The sequence below is a fragment of the Spirillospora sp. NPDC047279 genome (genome assembly GCF_040643285.1).
Classification (GTDB): Bacteria; Actinomycetota; Actinomycetes; order Streptosporangiales; family Streptosporangiaceae; genus Spirillospora.
On record NZ_JBEYUA010000011.1, the window covers coordinates 142,663 to 161,203 of the forward strand.

Here is an 18,541-nt window from a genome sequence, read left to right on the forward strand (position 1 = left end):
GGGCCGTGACCGTCCGCCACCGTGGTGACCGTCCGGGGTCACGAGGGCCCCGCCACGAGTGGAGGACACGTGAACGAGGCGCAGATCACCGTCATCGGCTGGATCGCCGCCGACCCCTTCTACACGATCACCGGCAACGGCACCCCGTTCCTGTCGTTACGGGTCGGCTGCACGCCGCGCCGCTTCGACCGCCAGTCGGGCCTGTGGAAGGACGGCGACACCCTCTTCCTGACGGTCAACTGCTGGCGGCAGCTGGCCGACAACGTCAACGCCTCGGAGTTCAGGCGCGGCCATCCGGTCGTGGTCACCGGCCGCCTGCGCATCCGCCAGTACGAACGGGACGGGCAGTACCGGTTCTCCGCCGAGATCGAGGCCGGCACCGTCGGCCACGACCTCAACCGCGGCACCGCCGGCTTCCGTCCCGTCCAGCGCGGCGGCGCGCCCAACGACGAGGACCGCCAGGTCGCCCAGGACGCCGCCGACCAGTGGGCGGTCTCCGGCCCCCTGACCACCCCCGATCCCGGTGAGGAGAAGGAGGCCGGGCCGGGCGAGGGGAAGGACGCCGAGCCGGGCGAAGGGAAGGACGCCGAGCCGGGCGAAGGGAAGGACGCCGAGCCGGGCGAAGGGAAGGACGCCGAGCCGGGCGAAGGGAAGGACTTCGGGTCAGGGGAGGGGAGGGACGCCGGGCCGGGCGAGGAGGACAAGGATGCCGAGGCCGGTGGCGAGAAGGCCGGTGAAGAGCAGGACGCCGAGCGCGGCGAGCAGAGGGGCGCCGGGCGGGACGCTGGGAGGGAGGCCCCGGAGCTGGAGTCCGAGGCGGCCTGACCTGTCATGGTCACTGGAAGTGCCGCTGTGATGTCACATCGTGAGCGGACATCTCCCGCGAAGGGCGAAGGAGGCGTACTCTCGATGATGCGCGGGGACCAGCCCCCCGAGAGCTGATCCGGACCACCCGATCGGTTGCGGGGGCGTCGTCGGCAGCCGGCCGACCTGCCAACCGGCGCCCCCGCCCGTAGGGGTTGCGGGCCGCCTTATATCCAGGAAACGCCGCGCATGGTCTCTCTCCCCCTCCGGATGTGCTGAGGACAGCGAGTCCGCTGGTCCTGCGCCGGGTGGCCAGAGCGGTCACCCGAGTGTGCGCTATCGAAGGTACCGGTTTCCGGCCCGCTCCGCACACGTTGCAACTATCGTGTTACACAACGTGATGCGTGTAGGGGGGAAGGATGACGGCAGTGCAGTCGTCCGCCGAGGACCGAGGCGGGGACCTGGCCCGCAAGCCCTGTCGCCGTGGGCTTCCCGGGCGTCCGTCCCTGCTCGCGGTCTACGTTCCGGCGGTGGTCCTGGTCCACCTGGCGGTGACCCTGGGCGCCCTGTTGCGCACCCCGGTCCGAGTCAACGATCTACTCACTTTTGCCGCTCTGCTGGCGTGTGGAGCGGTCTGCATTGAAGCGAGCCGCCGCCTGGGCATGCCCGCCGGCGTCGCGCGCGACCTGCTGTCGTCCTGGTGGCTGCCGGTGGCCCTGCTGCTGCCGCCCGTCTACGCGCTGCTGGCCCCGATCCCGCTGCAGATACTGCTGCAGTTCCGGGTCCGCCGCACGCTGCTCCACCGGCGCGTGCTGGTCACCGCCGCCCTGGGCCTGGCGGGCGCGTTCGCCTCCGTCGTCTTCCATCTGGTGGTCCCCGAGCCGCTGGCGGGCGACCCCACCTGGGTGATCGACGGTTACCCGGGCATCCCGCTGGCGGTGGCCTGCGCCGGGCTGTTCACCGTGGTCAACACCGCGATCGTGGCCGTGGCCGCCCATGCCGCGACCCCGGAGAGCCGCTGGCGGGACGTCCTCTGGAACCGCGAGAGCCTCCTGCTCGACGTCGTCGAGCTCTGCGTCGGCGTCCTGGTGGCGATCACCAGCGCCCTCTCGCCGTTCCTCCTCCTGCTCACCCTGCCGCCGGTCGTCCTGCTGCAGCGCAGCCTGATGCACCAGCAGCTCCAGGCCGCCGCCCGCACCGACGCCAAGACCGGCCTGCTCAACGCCGCCGCCTGGCAGCGCGAGGCCGACACCGAGCTCGCCCGCGCCCAGCGCTCGCACGACCCGCTGGCGCTGCTGCTGATCGACATCGACCACTTCAAGCGGGTCAACGACACCCACGGCCACCTGGTCGGCGACCAGGTGCTGATCGGCGTCGCCAGCACCCTGTGCAGCCAGCTGCGCGACTACGACGTCGTCGGCCGTTTCGGCGGCGAGGAGTTCGTGGTGCTCCTGCCCGGTGCCGACACGGTGGAGGCCTGCCGGGTGGCCGAACGCCTCCGCGGCCGTGTCCGCCGCCTGGCCGTCCCGGCCGAGGAGGGCACGGTCGCCGTCACCATCTCGGTCGGGGTCTCGCTCTTCCGCATGCACGGCGAGGACCTCATCGAGCTGCTCGCCGCCGCCGACCTGGCCCTCTACCGCGCCAAGGAGTCCGGCCGCGACCGCGTCTGCCTGCCCGCCATCGAGGGCCCCAAGGCCACCGACGGCTGAACCGGGACGCGCGGTGCGGTGATCGAGCGGGGTCCGGTGCCCGACGCTGCAACGACTGGTGTCCGGGAGGCCCTAGGCTTGACTATATGGCGGAGTACATCTACACGTTCCAGCGTGTGCGCAAGGCGCACGGTGACAAGGTCGTTCTCGACGACGTCACCATGAGCTTCCTGCCCGGGGCCAAGATCGGTGTCCTGGGCCCCAACGGCATGGGCAAGTCGACGCTGCTGCGGATGATGGCCGGCATTGAGCAGCCGTCCAACGGTGAAGCCCGCCTGATGCCCGGTTTCACGGTCGGCATCCTCCAGCAGGAGCCTCCGTTGAACGAGGACAAGACCGTCCTCGGCAACGTCGAGGAGGGGGTGGCCGAGACCAAGGGCATGCTCGACCGGTTCAACGAGATCGCCGAGAAGATGGCGACGGACTACTCCGACGAGCTCATGGAGCAGATGGGCAAGCTGCAGGAGCAGCTCGACCATCGCAACGCGTGGGACCTGGAGAGCCAGCTCGAGCAGGCGATGGACGCGCTGCGGTGCCCCCCGGGCGACCTGCCGGTGACCCAGCTGTCGGGTGGTGAGCGCCGCCGGGTCGCGCTCTGCAAGCTGCTGCTGGAGCACCCCGACCTGCTGCTGCTCGACGAGCCCACCAACCACCTGGACGCCGAGAGCGTGCAGTGGCTGGAGCAGTACCTGGAGAAGTACGAGGGCACCGTCCTGGCCGTCACCCACGACCGGTACTTCCTCGACAACGTCGCGGGCTGGATCTGCGAGGTCGACCGCGGCCGGCTCTTCCCGTACGAGGGCAACTACTCCACCTACCTGGAGAAGAAGGCCGAGCGCCTCAAGGTCGAGGGCAACAAGGACGCCAAGCGCAAGAAGCGCCTCCAGGACGAGTTGGAGTGGGTCCGGTCCAACCCCAAGGCCCGGCAGACCAAGAGCAAGGCGCGTCTCCAGCGGTACGAGGAGATGGCGTCCGAGGCCGCCAAGACCCGCAAGCTCGACTTCGAGGAGATCCAGATCCCGCCGGGCCCGCGCCTGGGCAACCTGGTGATCGAGGCCGAGGACCTGACCAAGGGCTTCGACGACCGGCTCCTCATGGAGAAGCTCTCGTTCACCCTGCCGCCGAACGGCATCGTCGGCGTCATCGGCCCCAACGGCGTCGGCAAGACGACGTTGTTCCGGATGATCATCGGCGACGAGCAGCCCGACTCCGGCCGGCTGCGGATCGGCGACACGGTGCAGATCTCCTACGTCGACCAGGGGCGCGGCGGGATCGACCCGAAGAAGAACGTCTGGGAGGTCGTCTCCGACGGGCTCGACCACATCAAGGTCGGCCAGGTCGAGATGCCGTCCAGGGCCTACGTGGCGGCGTTCGGGTTCAAGGGTCCTGACCAGCAGAAGGCGTCCGGCGTCCTGTCGGGCGGTGAGCGCAACCGGCTCAACCTGGCGCTGACGCTCAAGCAGGGCGGCAACGTGCTGCTGCTGGACGAGCCGACCAACGACCTCGACACCGAGACCCTGTCCAGCCTGGAGAACGCGCTGCTGGAGTTCCCCGGCTGCGCCGTGATCACCTCGCACGACCGGTGGTTCCTCGACCGCATCGCGACCCACATCCTGGCCTGGGAAGAGGGTTCGAGCTGGTTCTGGTTCGAGGGCAACTTCGCCGACTACGAGAAGAACAAGATCGAGCGCCTGGGCGCCGACGCGGCCCGCCCGCACCGGGTCACCCACCGCAAGCTCACCCGCGACTGATCGTCGTCGCCGAAGCGCCGCCCGGACCCCGCGTCCGGGCGGCGCTCGCGTTTCCGGGATCCGCCCGCGTTTTCGGGGCGGGCGCTCGCGTTCGCGCCGGTCGGCGGGGCCCAGTGGTGTGGATCACACCGGGGCCGAGCATCGGACCCGCGCCCGTAAAGTGCTCGTTACGGGACAAGGATCCGTGCCGCGTGATCGGTACCATCTGTCCGACACCCGCGACCCCCAGGCGAGGACATGCAGCGAAAGAACCTGCCCCCGGCGGACTTCCGTCACGTGTACGAGTTCTACCTCCGGTTCGGCGACATCGACTCGCAGGGGCACGTCAACAACGTCAAGTTCCTGGGGTACCTCGAGGACGCGCGGCTGGAGATGTTCCACGGCGACCCGGTGCGCAAGGGGGAGCAGCCCGTACGGGGCATGGTGATCTCGCGGCACGAGATCGACTACAAGCTGCCGTTGCAGCCCACGGTCTACCCGGTCCGGGTCGAGACGTGGGTGACCGAGGCGCGGGCCGCCTCGTTCAAGCTGGCCTACGAGGTGCGCGACGACGACAACGTCTACGCGACCGCCACCTCCACGCTGGTCGCGTTCGACGTGGCGGGCAACCGGCTGCGGCGTTTCACCCCGGAGGAGCGCGAGTTCATCGGCCGCTACCTGGATCCGGCCGGGCGATGACGCTCACCGAGCTGTCGGCGCCCGCCGGCGCGGTGGACGCGACCGCCGCCGCCGTCCGGCTGCGCCCGCTGCGGGTGGACGACGCGGAGGAGCTGGCGGCGCTCTACCAGGCCAACCGCGAGTACCTGCGCCCGTGGGAGCCGCTGCGGGACGACGGTTACTTCACCGTCGCCGGGCAGCGGGACAACGCGCGCGACCTCGTCCGGGCGCACGCCGCCGGTGAGATGTGGGCCGGCGTGATCCTCGTGGACGGCGGGATCGCCGGCCGGATCACCCTCAACAACATCCTGCGCGGGCCGCTGCAGAGCTGTTTCGTCGGCTACTGGGTGGCGCGGGAGCGCGCGGGGCGCGGTGTCGCGACCGAGGCGGTGCGGCAGGTGCTGGAGCTCGCGTTCGGCGACCTCGGGCTGCATCGGGTGGAGGCGTTCACCCGGGTCGACAACGACGCGTCGCGGCGGGTGCTGGCGCGCAACGGCTTCGCCCAGGTGGGCATCGCCCGGCGGCACATCCACGTGGACGGGCGCTGGCACGACGAGCGGCTCTTCGAACGGCTGGCGCCGTGGGACGACGGATACGCGCTGCACCCGCCGTCCCACGCCCCGGGCTAACGCGAGTAGAGCCAGGGGGTGCGGAGGTCGAGGTAGGCGGGCTCGCCCTCGTAGAACTCCATCATCCGCTCCATCTGCGCCCGCATCTCGGCGGGCTGCTCCTTACGTTCGCCCTCCCTGGCCGCGGCCTCGGAGGTGAAGTAGAGGACCTCGGTGATGCCGCCGTCGCCGTGGGCGGCGCTGAGGCCGCCGATGATGTCCGGCCGGAACTCGCGCATCGGCTTGTCGTCCAGCCTCCTCATGTAGGCGGCGAGCCCGGCGAAGTCGGTGACCCGGTTCTGGATGACCTGGACGAAGCCGGCGTCGTCCGAGCTCGGGGCGAACCAGACCTCGATCTCGGCGCAGTCGTGGAACGTCACCGTGCCGGTGAAGAGCTTGGACGTCTCCGCCCACCACTGGCCCTGCTCGGGACGGTCGCTGTTGCGGCGGGCCGCGTCCTGGCTCTCGAAGCGGGCGAGCGCCACGAAGGTCCCGTCGTCGGTGACCCCGGCGGTGCTGCCCAGCCAGCCGATCGCGCCCGGCGCGAGGTCGCGGGCCCAGCGGTCCAGCGCCTCCTTGACCTCGCCGGCGTCGCCGACCTTGCCCTGGATGACCTGAATGAACATCGCGTGTCTCCTCACTGAGATCACTGCGCGGAACGGAGCGGCTACCGAGAGGCCGCCCCCAGGCCGACGGTATGCCTCGCCGGAACGGGCGACAACGCCCGGAACCGGCCGGATCGTGTGGCGGGACAACCGGGGTGTCACGGATGAATAACAAGGGAAACATGAATCCGTTTTCGCCCCATCTCTGCCTCTAATGTCTCGTCCGCGAATTGTGGAGACCCCACACGAAGGGCGGACGATGGGAAACGTTTCTCGAGGTGCCCTGGCGCTGGCGCTCGCCGCGGGACTGGCCGCGGGCCTCGGCGTCACCGCCTCCGCGCAGGCGGCCCCCGCCGTGGCGGCGGCGCCCGGCGACGACATCGCGGCGCGGCTCAAGGCGATCAAGGGCATGACGGTGGAGGAGAAGCCCTCCACCCTGCCCGGCCACCGCTGGTTCTGGCTGAAGTACCGGCAGCCGGTCGACCACCGGCGCCCGGGCGGCCGCTGGTTCGAGCAGCGGATCATGCTCCAGCACAAGGCGGCCGACCGGCCGATGGTGCGCTACACCAGCGGCTACAACACGCCCGAGACGATGTTCAGGACCGAGCCGACGGCGCTGGTCGACGGCAACCAGATCTCGATCGAGTACCGCTACTTCACGCCGTCGCGCCCGGAGCCGGCCGACTGGACGAAGGACACGATCTGGCAGGCCGCGACCGACGAGCACCGGATCATCCAGGCGCTGAAGAAGATCTACGACGCGCGCTGGATCTCGACCGGGGCCAGCAAGGGCGGCATGTCGGTCGTCTACCACAAGCGGTTCTACCCGCGTGACGTCGACGGCAGCGTCGTGTACGTGGCGCCCAACGACGTCGACAACCGGGAGGACTCGGCGTACGACCGGTTCTTCGCGACCGTCGGCACCGACGCGCAGTGCCGGGCGCACGTGAAGAGCCTGGCGCGCGAGCTGCTCAAGCGGCGCCCGGCGATGCTCGAGCGCTTCGCCGCCGACGCCGCCGCGAACGGCTGGACGTTCGACATCCTGCGCACGCCGGACCGCGCGTTCGAGAACTCGGTGATGGACTACGAGTGGGGCTTCTGGCAGTACGCGCTGCAGTCGGACTGCGCGACGCTGCCGAAGCTGGACGCCTCCGACGACGATCTCTACAAGAGCCTCGACTCGATCGCGGGGATCTCGTTCTACACCGACCAGGGCCTGGCGCCGTACGTCCCGTACTACTACCAGGCGGGCACCCAGCTGGGCTGGCCCACGCCGCAGTTCACGCACCTGCGCCCGCTGCTGCGCTACGAGAGCACCTACCAGCCGCGCACGTACGTCCCGCGGGACATCCCGATGCGGTTCGACCACAGCAAGGCGATGCGCGACATCGACCACTGGGTGCGGACGCGCGGCGACAAGCTCATGTTCCTGTACGGGGCGAACGACCCGTGGGGCTCGGAGCCTTTCCGCCTGGGCAAGGGCACCCGTGACTCGGCCGTCTACACCGCGCCCGGCATGAACCACAGCGGCCGGCTGATCGCGACCCTGCCGGAGGCCGAGCGCGCCAAGGCGATCGCCGACCTGCTCCGCTGGGCGGGCGTGCAGGCGCAGACCAAGGCCCTGACCACCCCGACCGTGCCGTCCGACGCGGTCGACCCGCTGGTGCTCCAGGGACGCCCGCGGTTGTGACCCGGTGAGCCCGTTCGGCCGTCTCTGACGAGCGCGAGGCCCGCGCCACGGTGCATGTGCGCCGTGGCGCGGGCCTTCGCGTCCGGGCGGCCTCACCGCGACCGGGGCGGTGGCCCTCGCACGGCCAGGGTGTTCCGCTCGGAACCGCCGCCGACCTCGGGTCAGGAGGTGATCAGCCAGGCGGCGGTGTCGGCGGGGAGGTGCCGGGCGTCCGGCGGCAGCGGGACGCTGGAGATCAGGACGCGGTCGTCGCCGGTGGACGAGGGGAGCGCGACGGGCTCCGTGCCGCAGTTGAGGACGCAGGTCAGCGGGCCGCGGCGGAAGAAGACCGCGGTGCCGGGAGCGTCCACCCACTCCAGCGCCGGGGGCAGGCCCGGGACGAGATCGCGGCGATGCCGCAGGGCCCGCCGGTAGAACGACAACGTCGAGGACGGGTCGTCACGCTGGGCCTCGGCCGTGAGGCGGGCCCAGCCGTCCGGCATCGGCAACCACGGCCGGGTACCGTCGGGACCGAACCCGTACGGCTCGCTCGTTCCCGACCAGGGCAGCGGCACCCGGCAGCCGTCCCGCCCGCGCAGCGTGCCGCCGGACCGCAGCCAGATCGGGTCCTGCAACGCCTCGTCCGGCAGGTCGACGACCTCGGGCAGGCCCAGCTCCTCGCCCTGGTAGAGGTACGCCGAGCCCGGCAGCGCCAGCATGAACAGCAGGGCGGCGCGGGCCCTGGGCAGGCCCGACCCCGGCGGCCGGTCGTACCGGGTGGTGTGCCGGACGGCGTCATGGCTGGACAGCACCCACGTCGGGGCCGAGCCGGTCGGGGCGACGGCCGCCAGCGCGGCCGAGACGACCTCGCGGAACGAGGCCGCGGACCAGTGCGCGAGCTGGAGATCGAACTGGAACACCTGGTGCAGCTCGTCCGGGCGCAGGAAGAGCGCGAGGTCGTCGGGGCCGGTGGCCCACACCTCGCCGATCGCCATACGTTCGCCGTCGTAGGAGTCGAGGACGCGCCGCCACTCCCGGTAGACCTGGTGGACCTCGGGACGGCTGTAGATCGGGCCGTCGACGACATGCTTGCCGCGCCCCGCGAGATCGGTGAACTCGGGGTCCTTGAACAGGCCGGCCGCCACGTCGATCCGGAAGCCGTCCACCCCGCGGTCGAGCCAGAAGCGCAGGATGTCCTCGAACTCCCGCCGCACCTCGGGGTGACGCCAGTTGAGGTCGGGCTGCTCGGGCGCGTACAGGTGCAGGTACCACTCGCCGTCGGGAAGCCGCGTCCAGGCCGGGCCGCCGAAGGTCGAGGGCCAGTCGTTGGGCGGCGCCTCCCCGGGAGCGGATTCCTCATCCAACGGAGGAAGATCTTCCGCACCGGCGGTAGAGGAACCTCCACCGGAGGATGATCCTTTACCCCGGCGGAAGAGATACCGGTCCCGGGCCGGGGCTCCGGGCGGTGCCGCGAGGGCCTCCTGGAACCACGGATGCCGTTCGGACGTGTGGTTGGGAACGATGTCGACGATCACCCGCAGGCCGTGCGCGTGCGCGTCCGCGACCAGCGCGTCGAAGTCGGCGAGCGTGCCGAACCGCGGGTCCACGTCGCGGTAGTCCGCCACGTCGTAGCCGCCGTCGGCCAGCGGCGAGCGGTAGAACGGGGTGAGCCACAGCGCGTCCACGCCCAGGTCGCGCAGGTGACCGAGCCGTGAGCGCACGCCCTGGAGGTCGCCGTCGCCGTCGCCGCCGGAGTCGGCGAAGCTGCGCACGTACACCTCGTACACGACGGCGTCGCGCCACCAGGGGAGGGGCGAGGGGGAGGGGGACGGGTCCGCGGGAGGAGGGGGCATACCCGCCGATCTACCCGGTCAGCGGGGCGCGTTCACCATGCTCTGCGCGGCCATCGTCATGTAGTTCCAGAGCATCGTTTCGAGCTGCTCGGGAAGATCCAGCTCGTCCACGGCCTCGCGCATGTGGTGCAGCCAGGCGTCGCGCTCGGCCTCGCCGATGACGAACGGCACGTGCCGCATGCGCAACCGCGGATGGCCGCGCTGCTCGCTGTAGGTGCTGGGCCCGCCCCAGTATTGGATGAGGAAGAGCCGCAGGCGGTCCTCGGCGGGGCCGAGGTCCTCTTCCGGGTACAGCGGGCGCAGCAGGGGGTCGTCAGCGACACCCTGGTAGAAGCGGTGGACCAGCCTCCGGAAGGTCTCCTCGCCGCCGACCGCCTCGTAGAACGTCACCTGTCGTGTCATCGCGCCTCCCACCCTATGTGCTCGCGTCCGGCCGGCGGTGTGGGACAGGTCACCTCAGGACGCGGGAGCCGGTGTGGCGACGGAGATCCCGGCCTCGTCGAACGCCTTCTTGACGCGTTCGCGCAGCTCGCGGGCCACCTCGGCCTGCTTGCCCGGAGCGGTCTTGATCACCACGCGGACGATCACCGCGTCGCCGGCCAGCGCCTGCACGCCCCACACCGACGGCTCCTCCAGGACCAGTTCCTTCCAGTCGGCGTCGGCGGCCATCGCCTCGGCGGTCTCCTGGAGGATCCCCTTGACCCGCTCGGTGTCCTCCTGGATGTCGACCGGGATGTCGAGGACGGCACGGCCCCAGTTCTGCGACTCGTTGCCGACCTTCTTGATCTCGCCGTTGGGCACGTACCAGACCACGCCGTTGACGTCGCGCATGCGCGTCACGCGCAGGGTGACGGCCTCGACGGTGCCCTTGGCGGTGCCGACGTCGATGAAGTCGCCGACGCCGTACTGGTCCTCGAGGAGCATGAACAGCCCGGCCAGGAGGTCCTTGACGATGTTCTGCGCGCCGAAGCCGACCGCCACGCCGATCACGCTGGCGCTGGCCAGGATCGGGGCGAGGTTGAGGCCCAGCGACCCGAGCACGCTGAACGCCGCGGTGCCCATGATCAGGACGGACGCGATGGAGCGCAGCACCGACCCGAGCGTCCTGGCGCGGTTGGCGCGGCGCTGGTTGAGCAGGGCGGGCGAGCCCTCGAACGACGTCCGGGTGCGCTCGCGGATCTTCTCCGACATGGTGCCCTCGGCCATGCGGATCGTGATCCTGGTGATCGCCCGGTGCGCCATGCTGCGCAGGATCAGCGCGACCAGCAGCGTCACGACGATCCAGAAGATCGTGTTGAGCGGCGTGTCGAGCCAGGTCTTGAAGAACCTGGTGAAGGACTCGTTGTGGGAGACGTTCCACACGATGCGGCAGGAGACGCTGGGGTCCTGGGAAGCGCACGCCTGCTCGGGCGTGACGTCCGACTGCCAGGGCAGCACGGAGCCCAGGGCGAGCGTCGTGGTGGCGAGCGGCATGTGACAGACCCTCCCCGGCCGGTTTGTGGATGTCTCCGCCATGTCGCCGTGGACCTGCGGCGGACGTACGAGCCGATCGTAGGGGACGGTAACGAGCGGTTCGTACGGCGCCGGGCGAGTCGGCGGGACTCGGCCGGGGAGGATCTGACCTTGAGCCGCGGACCCGAGTACGGGCGTGGGTCTCAGATCCGCGGCAGGCAGGGGACGTGTCGTCGCCGGGGCCGCAAGGAGCGGGCCCGGCCACGGACGGCGGTGCCGGGGGAGCGGACCGGGTCGCCGGTCCGGCTCGGCCGGTCATCGCCGGTACGGCGATGTCTCGGAAACGTGACGGGCCTCTCTCTATGGCGCGTCCCGGGCGCCCGTGGCGCGGGCCCGTCGCTGAACCGCCCGTGCCCGCGCCGGGAGGTGACGAACGTGTCCCGCGGGGTGCGGCTGCCGCGCCGTTCCGGCCGCAGTCCCGCGGGACACGCCCGGCTCATCGGTGGCCTGGCGGCCACTCCCTCGACGGTCCGGCGGCATGGGCCTCACGGCCGGGCACGCCGAGCCCTCGGACATCGGCACCGTGGTGTTCGAGGCTGCGCGTCTCGCGGCGGTACGCCTGCAAGACGTGCGCCAGCTTGATCGCGGCGCCGCCGGGATCGTCCACGCGGTGCATGCGCTCTCCCCAGGACCACCAGTAGTAGTGGTCGTGCGATTCAGGGGCCGGCGCGCACGTGACGTCCTCCGCGAGGCTCGCGGCCTCCGGGTTGACGACGCGCAGGAAGGCCGGCCCCGAGCGGGTCCTGACCACACGGGCCACCAGCCCGCGCGTGTCCAGTTCGTGCTCCAGCTCCTCGAGGTAGCCGACGCGTCTGTCGCTGACCACCTGCGCACCCCCTCCGGTCGTTCGTGCTACGAGGACTGCTCGGACGTTCCCGTGTGATCGAACTCTCTGAATGCGCTTCGTTACTCGGGGCGAGAATTGCAACTCTCACGGTGGTGGGTCAAGGGGGGTGCCGTCCGTCGAAGTACGGGATTGCCCCACCTCAGGGGGAGGTTCACCCCTACTCGGAGGAAGAATCTCTACCCGGGGGCGGAACCTCCCTTCGGAGCGCCTCGGTTTAGATGAGAATGGCTTGGCCTGCCCCGTTGCGAGAGTTACGCTGCGTGCGCGAGAGATTATCTGTCGTGGCCATCTAGGACCGGTCGCCGTGACCGGAGCGGGTCCCTTCCCCTTGTGAGGACCGGCTTCGGGCTCAGCGGTGAGGAGGCCGGAATCGATGTCGGACCCCCCTCGGAAAGAAACGGACATTGCTCGCAGAATTCGCGCGCATGGTCTGGCGCGTGGACGTTGTGCCATAGAGATCGCGGGTGAGATCCACGATCAATGCGGGCCGCTGTTCGGCACCAGCAGGGTCAAGGCGCACCGCCTTTCCCATGGTGTCGCGCTGTCCGACATCGTCGCTCAGGTCCGGGCGCTCTACGAGGTCGAAGGCAAGCCCCTCCCACGCCTTGGGGAGACCTTGCTGTCGGCGTACGAGAGCGGATACAAGCGCCCCGGTCCCGAGTACCTGCACTACCTCTGCGCCGTCTACCGCGTGGAGCCCGACGAGCTCGGCTTTCAGAGCCCCTGCATCTGCGGCCGCGGTCACGCGGTCCGACCCGGCGCCGTCAACGGCTCCGGGACGGTGGGGTGGCCGGGCGAGGCGGGTCCCCTGCGGCCGGCGGACCGGAGGATGGCCGAGAGGCGGGCGCCCGAGGAGCCCGCGCCTCTCGTCGGGTCGGTCGTGATACCCCGGCCCGACGATCGTCAGTGGATGTCAGTCAACGAACTACGGGGGCCTGACCGCGCCGACGCCCCCATCTCCGTCGATGTAGGAGAGGAGGACATCGTGCTTCGTAGAACCCTTCTGCAACTGCTGGCCGGCGCGGGCGTGGCGCTCGACGGTCAATTTCTTGGGGCGGTGGACAACCTTCGTCGCAAGATGGACGACACCCTGGTCAGCGCCACCGTGTCGCCGACCATGCTCGACCAGTGGGAGGAGACCACTCTCGGCTACGGCCAGCAGTATCAGGCGACCCCGTCGCTGCGGATGTTGTGCGACGTGCTGCTGGACTTCAGCGAGGTACGCCGCATGTGCGACAAGCGGCAGCCCGTCGAGCTCCAGGAGCGGTTGTGCCGGATCGCCGCGCAGCTCTCCGGACTGTCCGGCCTGATCATGATCAACCTGGGCGACCATCGGCTCGCCCGCTCGTTCTTCCGCACCGCACGCACCGCGGCGGACGAGACCGGTGACCGCCAGCTGCGCGCCTGGGTGACGGTGCGCGAGTCGCTGGTGCCGATGTACTACGGCGACCCGCGCGAAGCCCTGCACCTGGCCCGCAAGGCGCAGGACCTCGCGGGCCGGACTCCCGGCGTGGCGGCGGCGATGGCTCCCGCGGTCGAGGCACGCGCCCTCGGCCAGCTGGCGCTGCGCGGCCGCAGCGACGCCGCGCCCAGCGCACGGCGTGCCCTCGTCCGCGGCCGTTCCGTCTTCGACCAGCTCTCCAAGACGCAGACCGGCGATCTGGCGTTCGGGTTCACCGACCGGCAGATGGCGTTCTACGAGGGCGACACCTTCACCAACCTCGGGGATCACCAGCACGGCGACGAGGTGCTGAGCCACGCGCTCACGCTCTACTCGCCGACCGACTGGGTCGACATGACGCTCGTCCGCCTCGACCGGGCGGCCTGCAAACTCCATGCGGGTCATCCGGAGGCGGCGCTCAACGCCGGCCGGGACGCCATCCTGGAACTGCCCGGCGAGCATCGTTCCGACATCCTGGTCCACCGGGCCCGCCAGCTCGGAGCCGCCGTGAACGCCAAGCACGGCGAGATCTCCGCGCTCAAGGACTTCTACGAGGCGTTGGCCGCGCCCTCGGTGAAGAGCCCGACCAGGTCCACTCCTGCCGTCCCACCCGCCGAGCAGGTCTGAGCGCGAGGCCATGGCACCACAGGACGGCACCCCCCTTCCGCGCCGTCCAGAGTTCACCACTGGGGGAGTGGACAGCACTCGCGCAGCCCTGGTCCGGCTCCAGCAGGAGCCGCCCGTATGGACCTTCGGCGACCTGCGCATCCGTCGGTACCGTGCCACCGACCACGACACCGTTCTCGAACTCCATCGAGAGGGGCTGGCCCAGGTGGGCCTGCGCCCCGGCGACGGCGTCTACTACGACCACGACTTCTTCCGAATGGAGGACATCTATCTCCGCAACGACGGGGAGTTCATCGTCGGCGAGCTCGACGGCGTGATCGTCGCCATGGGCGGCCTGCGCCGCGCCGATCTCGTCCCCGGCGGCAGCTCGCGAGCGTTCGGCGGGTACGCCGTCACCGGCCTGCCCACCCTGGACGCCGTCGAAATGGTGCGCCTCCGCGTCCGCCCCGGCGTGCAGCGCCGTGGTTTCGGTACCGCCATCGTACGCGCCCTGGAAGAACGTGCCGCCGACTTCGGCTATCGCGTCCTCCGGGCCGACACCACCGAACTCCAGGGCCCCGCCCTCGAGCTCTACCGCACCTTCGGCTGGAAGGAGATCCGCCGCGAGCTGATCGGCGGCATCGTCAACATCTACCTCGAAAAACGGCTTCGCTGACGTTCCGCGGTCTCGGGGGCCGGGCCTGGCCGCGGCCCGGTCCCCGGGATGGCACGGTCCGCGGTTCGGGGGCCCGCGGTTCAGTGGCCCGCAGCTCAGGGACGCCGGGCCGCCACCATCTGCATCAGGGGATAGCGGCGCTGTTTCAGGTCGGTGAAGCCCCGGGCGGCGAGCTCGCCGGTCACCTCGCGGTCGCCGAACATGCGGACGCCGGAGAGGGCGCCGACGACCTCGCTGCCGAGGCGGCTGACCGGCAGGAACGGGCGGCGGGTGGTGAGGATGACCAGCCGGCCGCCCGGCGTGAGGACGCGGGCCATGCCGTCGACGGCGGCCCAGGGGTCGTCGAAGAGATAGAGGGCGCCGAAGCAGCAGACGGCGTCGAACGTGCCCGAACGGAAGGGCAGGTCGACGGCGTTGCCTCGGACGTACACGATGTCGCCGTGGTCGGCGCCCTGCCCGCCTCCATGTCCGCCTCCATGTCCGCCTCCATGTCCGCCGCCGTGTCCGTCGGCGGTGCCGGCGGAGCCGTCGGCGGCGGCGCGGGCGAGCATGCCGCGGGCGGCGTCGAGCCCGACGACCAGGCCGTCCCCGCCGACGCCCGCGGCGAGGGCGCGGGTGACGTTGCCCGGGCCGCAGGCCACGTCCAGCACGGTCGCGGCGGGTCTGTCCACGTCGCCGGGCCGTCCGAGGCCGAGCCAGCTCCGGGCCAGCGCCTGCTCGGTGGCGGTGTCGGGGCCGACCGGCCAGCCCTTGGCGAGGTTGAAGCCGACCGGGCGCCAGACCCGTTCGTAGATCTGGGGCAGGAACGTCGACTGCATGACGCGCTGCGCGACCGTCGGGGTCGGCTCGGCGTCGAGCAGGTCGAGATAACCGTCGTGCGGCTCGGGCGGATCGCCGTCCAGCGGATCGTCGTCCAGCAGATCGCGGACACGGTCCAGGGCGGCGCGGTTCAGCACTCGGCTCACCCCGTTATTCGACCACGAGTCAATTGTCGTCGGCCACCGATGTGACCGACGGCACCAGCCCGGTGTGCGCGGCCATGAACGACAGGGTGTCCACGGTCAGGCCGATCGACCGGCTGACCGACCGGGCGTCGTGGCCCACGTCCGACTCGTTGCGGAGCAGGACCGGCGCGTCGGACGCGGTGGCGTGCTGGAGCGCGGCGCACATCTTGCGGGCGTGCATCGGGTCGACCCGGGTGTCGCTGTCGAAGATCGTGAACAGGGTGGCGGGGTAGGCGACGCCCTCGCGGACGTGGTGGTACGGGGAGTACCCGAGCAGCCACTCGAACTCGTCCGGGTCGGCGGCGGTGCCGTACTCGTCGTTCCACGTCTCGCCCAGCCCGAACCGCTCGTACCGGACCATGTCCAGGAGCGGCGCCGAGCAGACCACCGCGTCGTACAGGTCGGGGCGCTGGGTCAGCGCCGCGCCGACGAGCAGGCCGCCGTTGGAGCCGCCGGAGATCGCGAGCCGGCTCGCCCAGCCGTCGGCGCGCAACCTCTCGGCGGCGGCGTGGAAGTCGTCGAAGACGTTCTGCTTCCTGTCGCGCATGCCCGCGCGGTGCCACTCCTCGCCCTCCTCGCTGCCGCCGCGCAGGTTGGCGATCGCGTAGACGCCGCCCGCCTCCACCCAGGCGAGGACGCCGGCGGAGTAGGCGGGGGTGAGCGGCACGTTGAATCCGCCGTACCCGTACAGGATCGCCGGGCGCGGCTCGCGCGGCCCCGGGCGGGCGAGGACCAGCATGCGGACCTCGGTGCCGTCGAACGAGTCGTAGGTGATCTGCCGCGCCTCGATCTCCGGCACGGCGACCGTGCCGGGCGCGGACGCCCACAGCGTGGTCTCGCCGGTGCGCGCGTCGTAGTGCATGACCGACGATGGCGTCACGTTGTCGGTGTAGCCGAACCACGCCTCGTGCCCGCCCTCGGGGCGTTCGACGATGCCGCCGATCGAGCCGAGCCCCGGCATCGGGACCGTCCCGAGCCGCTCGCCCGTGGCCAGGTCGTGCACGGTGATCTCGCTGATCGCGTGCCGGGTCCAGCCCGCCAGCAGGACGGGCCGGTCGAGGTCGTCGAGGATCGCGTAGTCGGAGAGGACGGCCTCCGGATCCTCGGGGAGGAGGTCGCGCCAGGTGCCGTACGACGGGCCGGCGGGGTCGGCGACGCACAACCGTGAACGGGGCGCGTCGCGGTCGGTGAAGACGTAGGCACGGCCGTCGCGCCCCACCCGCAGGCCGGTCGCGGCGTCCACGCCCTCCTGGACGACGCGCAGGGCGGGCCGGTCGGGCGGCGACGCCGACAGGTCCGCGATCCACAGGTCGTTGCGCGGCGCGGTGCCCTGCGACGAGCTGATCGTCAGCCAGCGGCCGTCCCGGCTCACCGAGACGCCGTAGTAGTTGGTCTTGTCCCTGCCGTCACCGAAGACCAGCACGTCGTCGGTGTCCGGGTCGGTGCCCACGCGGTGCAGGTAGACGCGCCGGTGGTACTGGTCCTCGCCCTCCGGGACGCCGTCCGCGGGCAGCCGCCGCACGTAGTAGAACGCCTCCCCGCCGGGCAGCCACGCGGTGGCCGAGTAGCGGCTGCGGTCGATCGGCCCCTCGACCAGGTCGCCGGTCGCCACGTCGATCACGTACAGGAGCGACTCCTCGTCGCCGCCGGTCGAGATCCGGTAGGCCAGGCGGCGCCCCTCCTTGTCGGGCTGCCACCCGTCCAGCGTGGTCGTGCCCTCCGGGTCGAGCGCCATCGGGTCCAGCAGCGTACGTTCGGTGCCGTCGGGGTCGACGGTGTAGAGCACCGGGTGCTCCTGCTCGGCCGTGCGCCGCATGAAGAAACGCCGCTCGCCCCGCCACACCGGGGAGCCGACGCTGCCCGCGGCCAGCAGCTCACCGAGCCGCCGCCGCAGGTGATCCCGCCCGGGGAGGCCGTCCACCGAGGCGTGGAACAGGTCGTCCTGCGCGCTCAGCCACTTCTCGGTCTCCTCGCTCCGCCTGTCCTCCAGCGTGCGGTACGGGTCGGGCACCCGGTGGCCGTGCAACTCGTCGACGATGTCCTGGCGCGGCGCGGACGGGTACGCGGGTCGGCTCATGGCTCGCACTGTAACGGCCGAGGCAAGGCGTTCGTCGGCGCGGGCGTCACGGGCCCGTCATGTCGCGGGGAAGTCCCGGCGACGGCGACCGCCGCGGCCCGTGTGGCGAGATGAACGCGCAGGTCATCTTCGGTAGAAGTGGAAACGATCAATGAGCTCTTCCAAACGGGGGTTGAAGATGAAGGGCATCGTCAGGGGACGCCGCGGCCGCGCCGCGTTCGGTGCGACAGCGCTGGGCCTGTCCCTGCTGGCCTCGGCCACGCCGGCGAACGCGGTCACGGCGGTCGGGAAGGTCGAGTTCACCTACTCCGCGCCGGAGGTCGCGGAGGCGGGCGACACGGTCACCTGGCGCTGGTCGGTCAAGAACGTCGGCGGGGAGAGCGTCAACAAGGTGCTGCTGACCCACAAGCTGACGCCGATGCTGAAGGTCCGGTCGGTGGACGCGCCGTGCGCCGTCACCGCGACCGCGATCAGGTGCGAGTACGGCACGATGAAGGCCGGGGAGGAGCGCAAGGGCGTCGTGGTCGCCGAACTGCCGTCGGACGCCTCCGGGACCGTGCAGATCAACGGCCGGATGACCTGGCAGCAGGGCCCCGCCGCGCCTGGGGGCACGGCGACCTCGCCCGGCTCCTCCACCGCGCCGGCGGTGAAGGCGCCCACGACCGCGGAAGCACCCGCCGCCTAGGCCGGGCACCCGGCGTGCCCGCAGGGGCGCGCCGGGT

The 18,541-nt window shown here is 71.1% G+C and carries 16 protein-coding genes; 9 read left to right on the top strand and 7 right to left on the bottom strand.

Annotated features, from left to right (window positions below):
* Window positions 1–69: 69 nt before the first annotated feature.
* The 5 genes from ABZ810_RS27730 to ABZ810_RS27750 all read left to right on the top strand — a co-directional run bounded on the left by ABZ810_RS27730 (window position 70) and on the right by ABZ810_RS27750 (window position 5,550).
* The gene (locus tag ABZ810_RS27730; protein ID WP_358408120.1) at window positions 70–825 is read left to right on the top strand and encodes a single-stranded DNA-binding protein; all 756 of its coding nucleotides are present in this window, start codon (window positions 70–72) and stop codon (window positions 823–825) included.
* Between the two features lie 398 nt (window positions 826–1,223).
* On the top strand, window positions 1,224–2,513 hold the full coding sequence (locus ABZ810_RS27735) for a GGDEF domain-containing protein (protein ID WP_358408122.1): 1,290 nt from the start codon (window positions 1,224–1,226) through the stop codon (window positions 2,511–2,513).
* An 86-nt stretch (window positions 2,514–2,599) separates the two neighbouring features.
* Complete coding sequence (gene ettA, locus ABZ810_RS27740; protein ID WP_358408125.1) at window positions 2,600–4,264, top strand: energy-dependent translational throttle protein EttA; 1,665 nt, start codon at window positions 2,600–2,602, stop codon at window positions 4,262–4,264.
* 237 nt (window positions 4,265–4,501) lie between these two features.
* Window positions 4,502–4,942, top strand: a complete 441-nt coding sequence (locus ABZ810_RS27745) for a thioesterase family protein (protein ID WP_358408127.1) — start codon at window positions 4,502–4,504, stop codon at window positions 4,940–4,942.
* Window positions 4,939–5,550, top strand: coding sequence for a GNAT family protein (locus tag ABZ810_RS27750; protein WP_358408129.1), 612 nt, complete (start codon window positions 4,939–4,941; stop codon window positions 5,548–5,550). Before ABZ810_RS27745 ends, ABZ810_RS27750 begins: the two co-directional genes overlap by 4 nt.
* On the opposite strand, the gene ABZ810_RS27755 is transcribed toward ABZ810_RS27750, so the two are convergent.
* Entirely contained in the window at window positions 5,547–6,155 is a 609-nt protein-coding gene (locus ABZ810_RS27755; RefSeq protein WP_358408132.1) for a hypothetical protein, read from the bottom strand. The two genes, ABZ810_RS27750 and ABZ810_RS27755, sit on opposite strands and share 4 nt — an antisense overlap.
* Before the next feature lie 238 nt (window positions 6,156–6,393).
* Between ABZ810_RS27755 and ABZ810_RS27760 the strand changes: the two genes are divergently transcribed.
* Window positions 6,394–7,824, top strand: a complete 1,431-nt coding sequence (locus tag ABZ810_RS27760) for an aminopeptidase (protein WP_358408135.1) — start codon at window positions 6,394–6,396, stop codon at window positions 7,822–7,824.
* A gap of 161 nt (window positions 7,825–7,985) precedes the next feature.
* On the opposite strand, the gene ABZ810_RS27765 is transcribed toward ABZ810_RS27760, so the two are convergent.
* The 4 genes from ABZ810_RS27765 to ABZ810_RS27780 all read right to left on the bottom strand — a co-directional run bounded on the left by ABZ810_RS27765 (window position 7,986) and on the right by ABZ810_RS27780 (window position 11,994).
* The gene (locus ABZ810_RS27765) at window positions 7,986–9,656 is read right to left on the bottom strand and encodes a glycoside hydrolase family 13 protein (RefSeq protein WP_358408137.1); all 1,671 of its coding nucleotides are present in this window, start codon (window positions 9,654–9,656) and stop codon (window positions 7,986–7,988) included.
* Between the two features lie 18 nt (window positions 9,657–9,674).
* Window positions 9,675–10,058 carry a globin gene (locus ABZ810_RS27770; RefSeq protein WP_358408139.1) on the bottom strand — a complete coding sequence of 128 codons (384 nt, stop codon included), beginning with the start codon at window positions 10,056–10,058 and terminating at the stop codon, window positions 9,675–9,677.
* A 54-nt stretch (window positions 10,059–10,112) separates the two neighbouring features.
* Complete coding sequence (locus tag ABZ810_RS27775; protein WP_358408140.1) at window positions 10,113–11,129, bottom strand: mechanosensitive ion channel family protein; 1,017 nt, start codon at window positions 11,127–11,129, stop codon at window positions 10,113–10,115.
* A gap of 475 nt (window positions 11,130–11,604) precedes the next feature.
* Window positions 11,605–11,994 (bottom strand): hypothetical protein, encoded by a 390-nt coding sequence (locus tag ABZ810_RS27780; protein ID WP_358408142.1) that lies wholly within the window; start codon window positions 11,992–11,994, stop codon window positions 11,605–11,607.
* 1,006 nt (window positions 11,995–13,000) lie between these two features.
* On the opposite strand from ABZ810_RS27780, the gene ABZ810_RS27785 reads away from it, so the two are divergent.
* Window positions 13,001–14,083 (top strand): XRE family transcriptional regulator, encoded by a 1,083-nt coding sequence (locus ABZ810_RS27785; RefSeq protein WP_358408145.1) that lies wholly within the window; start codon window positions 13,001–13,003, stop codon window positions 14,081–14,083.
* A 67-nt stretch (window positions 14,084–14,150) separates the two neighbouring features.
* Entirely contained in the window at window positions 14,151–14,738 is a 588-nt protein-coding gene (locus ABZ810_RS27790; protein WP_358408148.1) for a GNAT family N-acetyltransferase, read from the top strand.
* Window positions 14,739–14,833: 95 nt separating this feature from the next.
* Here the strand turns inward: ABZ810_RS27790 and ABZ810_RS27795 are convergent, their stop codons facing one another.
* Both ABZ810_RS27795 and ABZ810_RS27800 read right to left on the bottom strand, forming a co-directional pair.
* Window positions 14,834–15,703, bottom strand: coding sequence for a class I SAM-dependent methyltransferase (locus tag ABZ810_RS27795; RefSeq protein WP_358408151.1), 870 nt, complete (start codon window positions 15,701–15,703; stop codon window positions 14,834–14,836).
* Between the two features lie 19 nt (window positions 15,704–15,722).
* Complete coding sequence (locus ABZ810_RS27800; RefSeq protein WP_358408154.1) at window positions 15,723–17,819, bottom strand: prolyl oligopeptidase family serine peptidase; 2,097 nt, start codon at window positions 17,817–17,819, stop codon at window positions 15,723–15,725.
* Between the two features lie 178 nt (window positions 17,820–17,997).
* Between ABZ810_RS27800 and ABZ810_RS27805 the strand changes: the two genes are divergently transcribed.
* Window positions 17,998–18,504 (top strand): hypothetical protein, encoded by a 507-nt coding sequence (locus ABZ810_RS27805; protein WP_358408157.1) that lies wholly within the window; start codon window positions 17,998–18,000, stop codon window positions 18,502–18,504.
* Window positions 18,505–18,541: the final 37 nt, after the last annotated feature.

Coding starts and splice junctions, on each gene's coding strand:
- ABZ810_RS27735 (WP_358408122.1), top strand. CDS start 1,224: ATGACGGCAGTGCAGTCGTCCGCCGAGGACCGAGGCGGGGACCTGGCC.
- ettA (WP_358408125.1), top strand. CDS start 2,600: ATGGCGGAGTACATCTACACGTTCCAGCGTGTGCGCAAGGCGCACGGT.
- ABZ810_RS27745 (WP_358408127.1), top strand. CDS start 4,502: ATGCAGCGAAAGAACCTGCCCCCGGCGGACTTCCGTCACGTGTACGAG.
- ABZ810_RS27750 (WP_358408129.1), top strand. CDS start 4,939: ATGACGCTCACCGAGCTGTCGGCGCCCGCCGGCGCGGTGGACGCGACC.
- ABZ810_RS27755 (WP_358408132.1), bottom strand. CDS start 6,155: ATGTTCATTCAGGTCATCCAGGGCAAGGTCGGCGACGCCGGCGAGGTC.
- ABZ810_RS27760 (WP_358408135.1), top strand. CDS start 6,394: ATGGGAAACGTTTCTCGAGGTGCCCTGGCGCTGGCGCTCGCCGCGGGA.
- ABZ810_RS27765 (WP_358408137.1), bottom strand. CDS start 9,656: ATGCCCCCTCCTCCCGCGGACCCGTCCCCCTCCCCCTCGCCCCTCCCC.
- ABZ810_RS27770 (WP_358408139.1), bottom strand. CDS start 10,058: ATGACACGACAGGTGACGTTCTACGAGGCGGTCGGCGGCGAGGAGACC.
- ABZ810_RS27775 (WP_358408140.1), bottom strand. CDS start 11,129: ATGCCGCTCGCCACCACGACGCTCGCCCTGGGCTCCGTGCTGCCCTGG.
- ABZ810_RS27800 (WP_358408154.1), bottom strand. CDS start 17,819: ATGAGCCGACCCGCGTACCCGTCCGCGCCGCGCCAGGACATCGTCGAC.
- ABZ810_RS27805 (WP_358408157.1), top strand. CDS start 17,998: ATGAAGGGCATCGTCAGGGGACGCCGCGGCCGCGCCGCGTTCGGTGCG.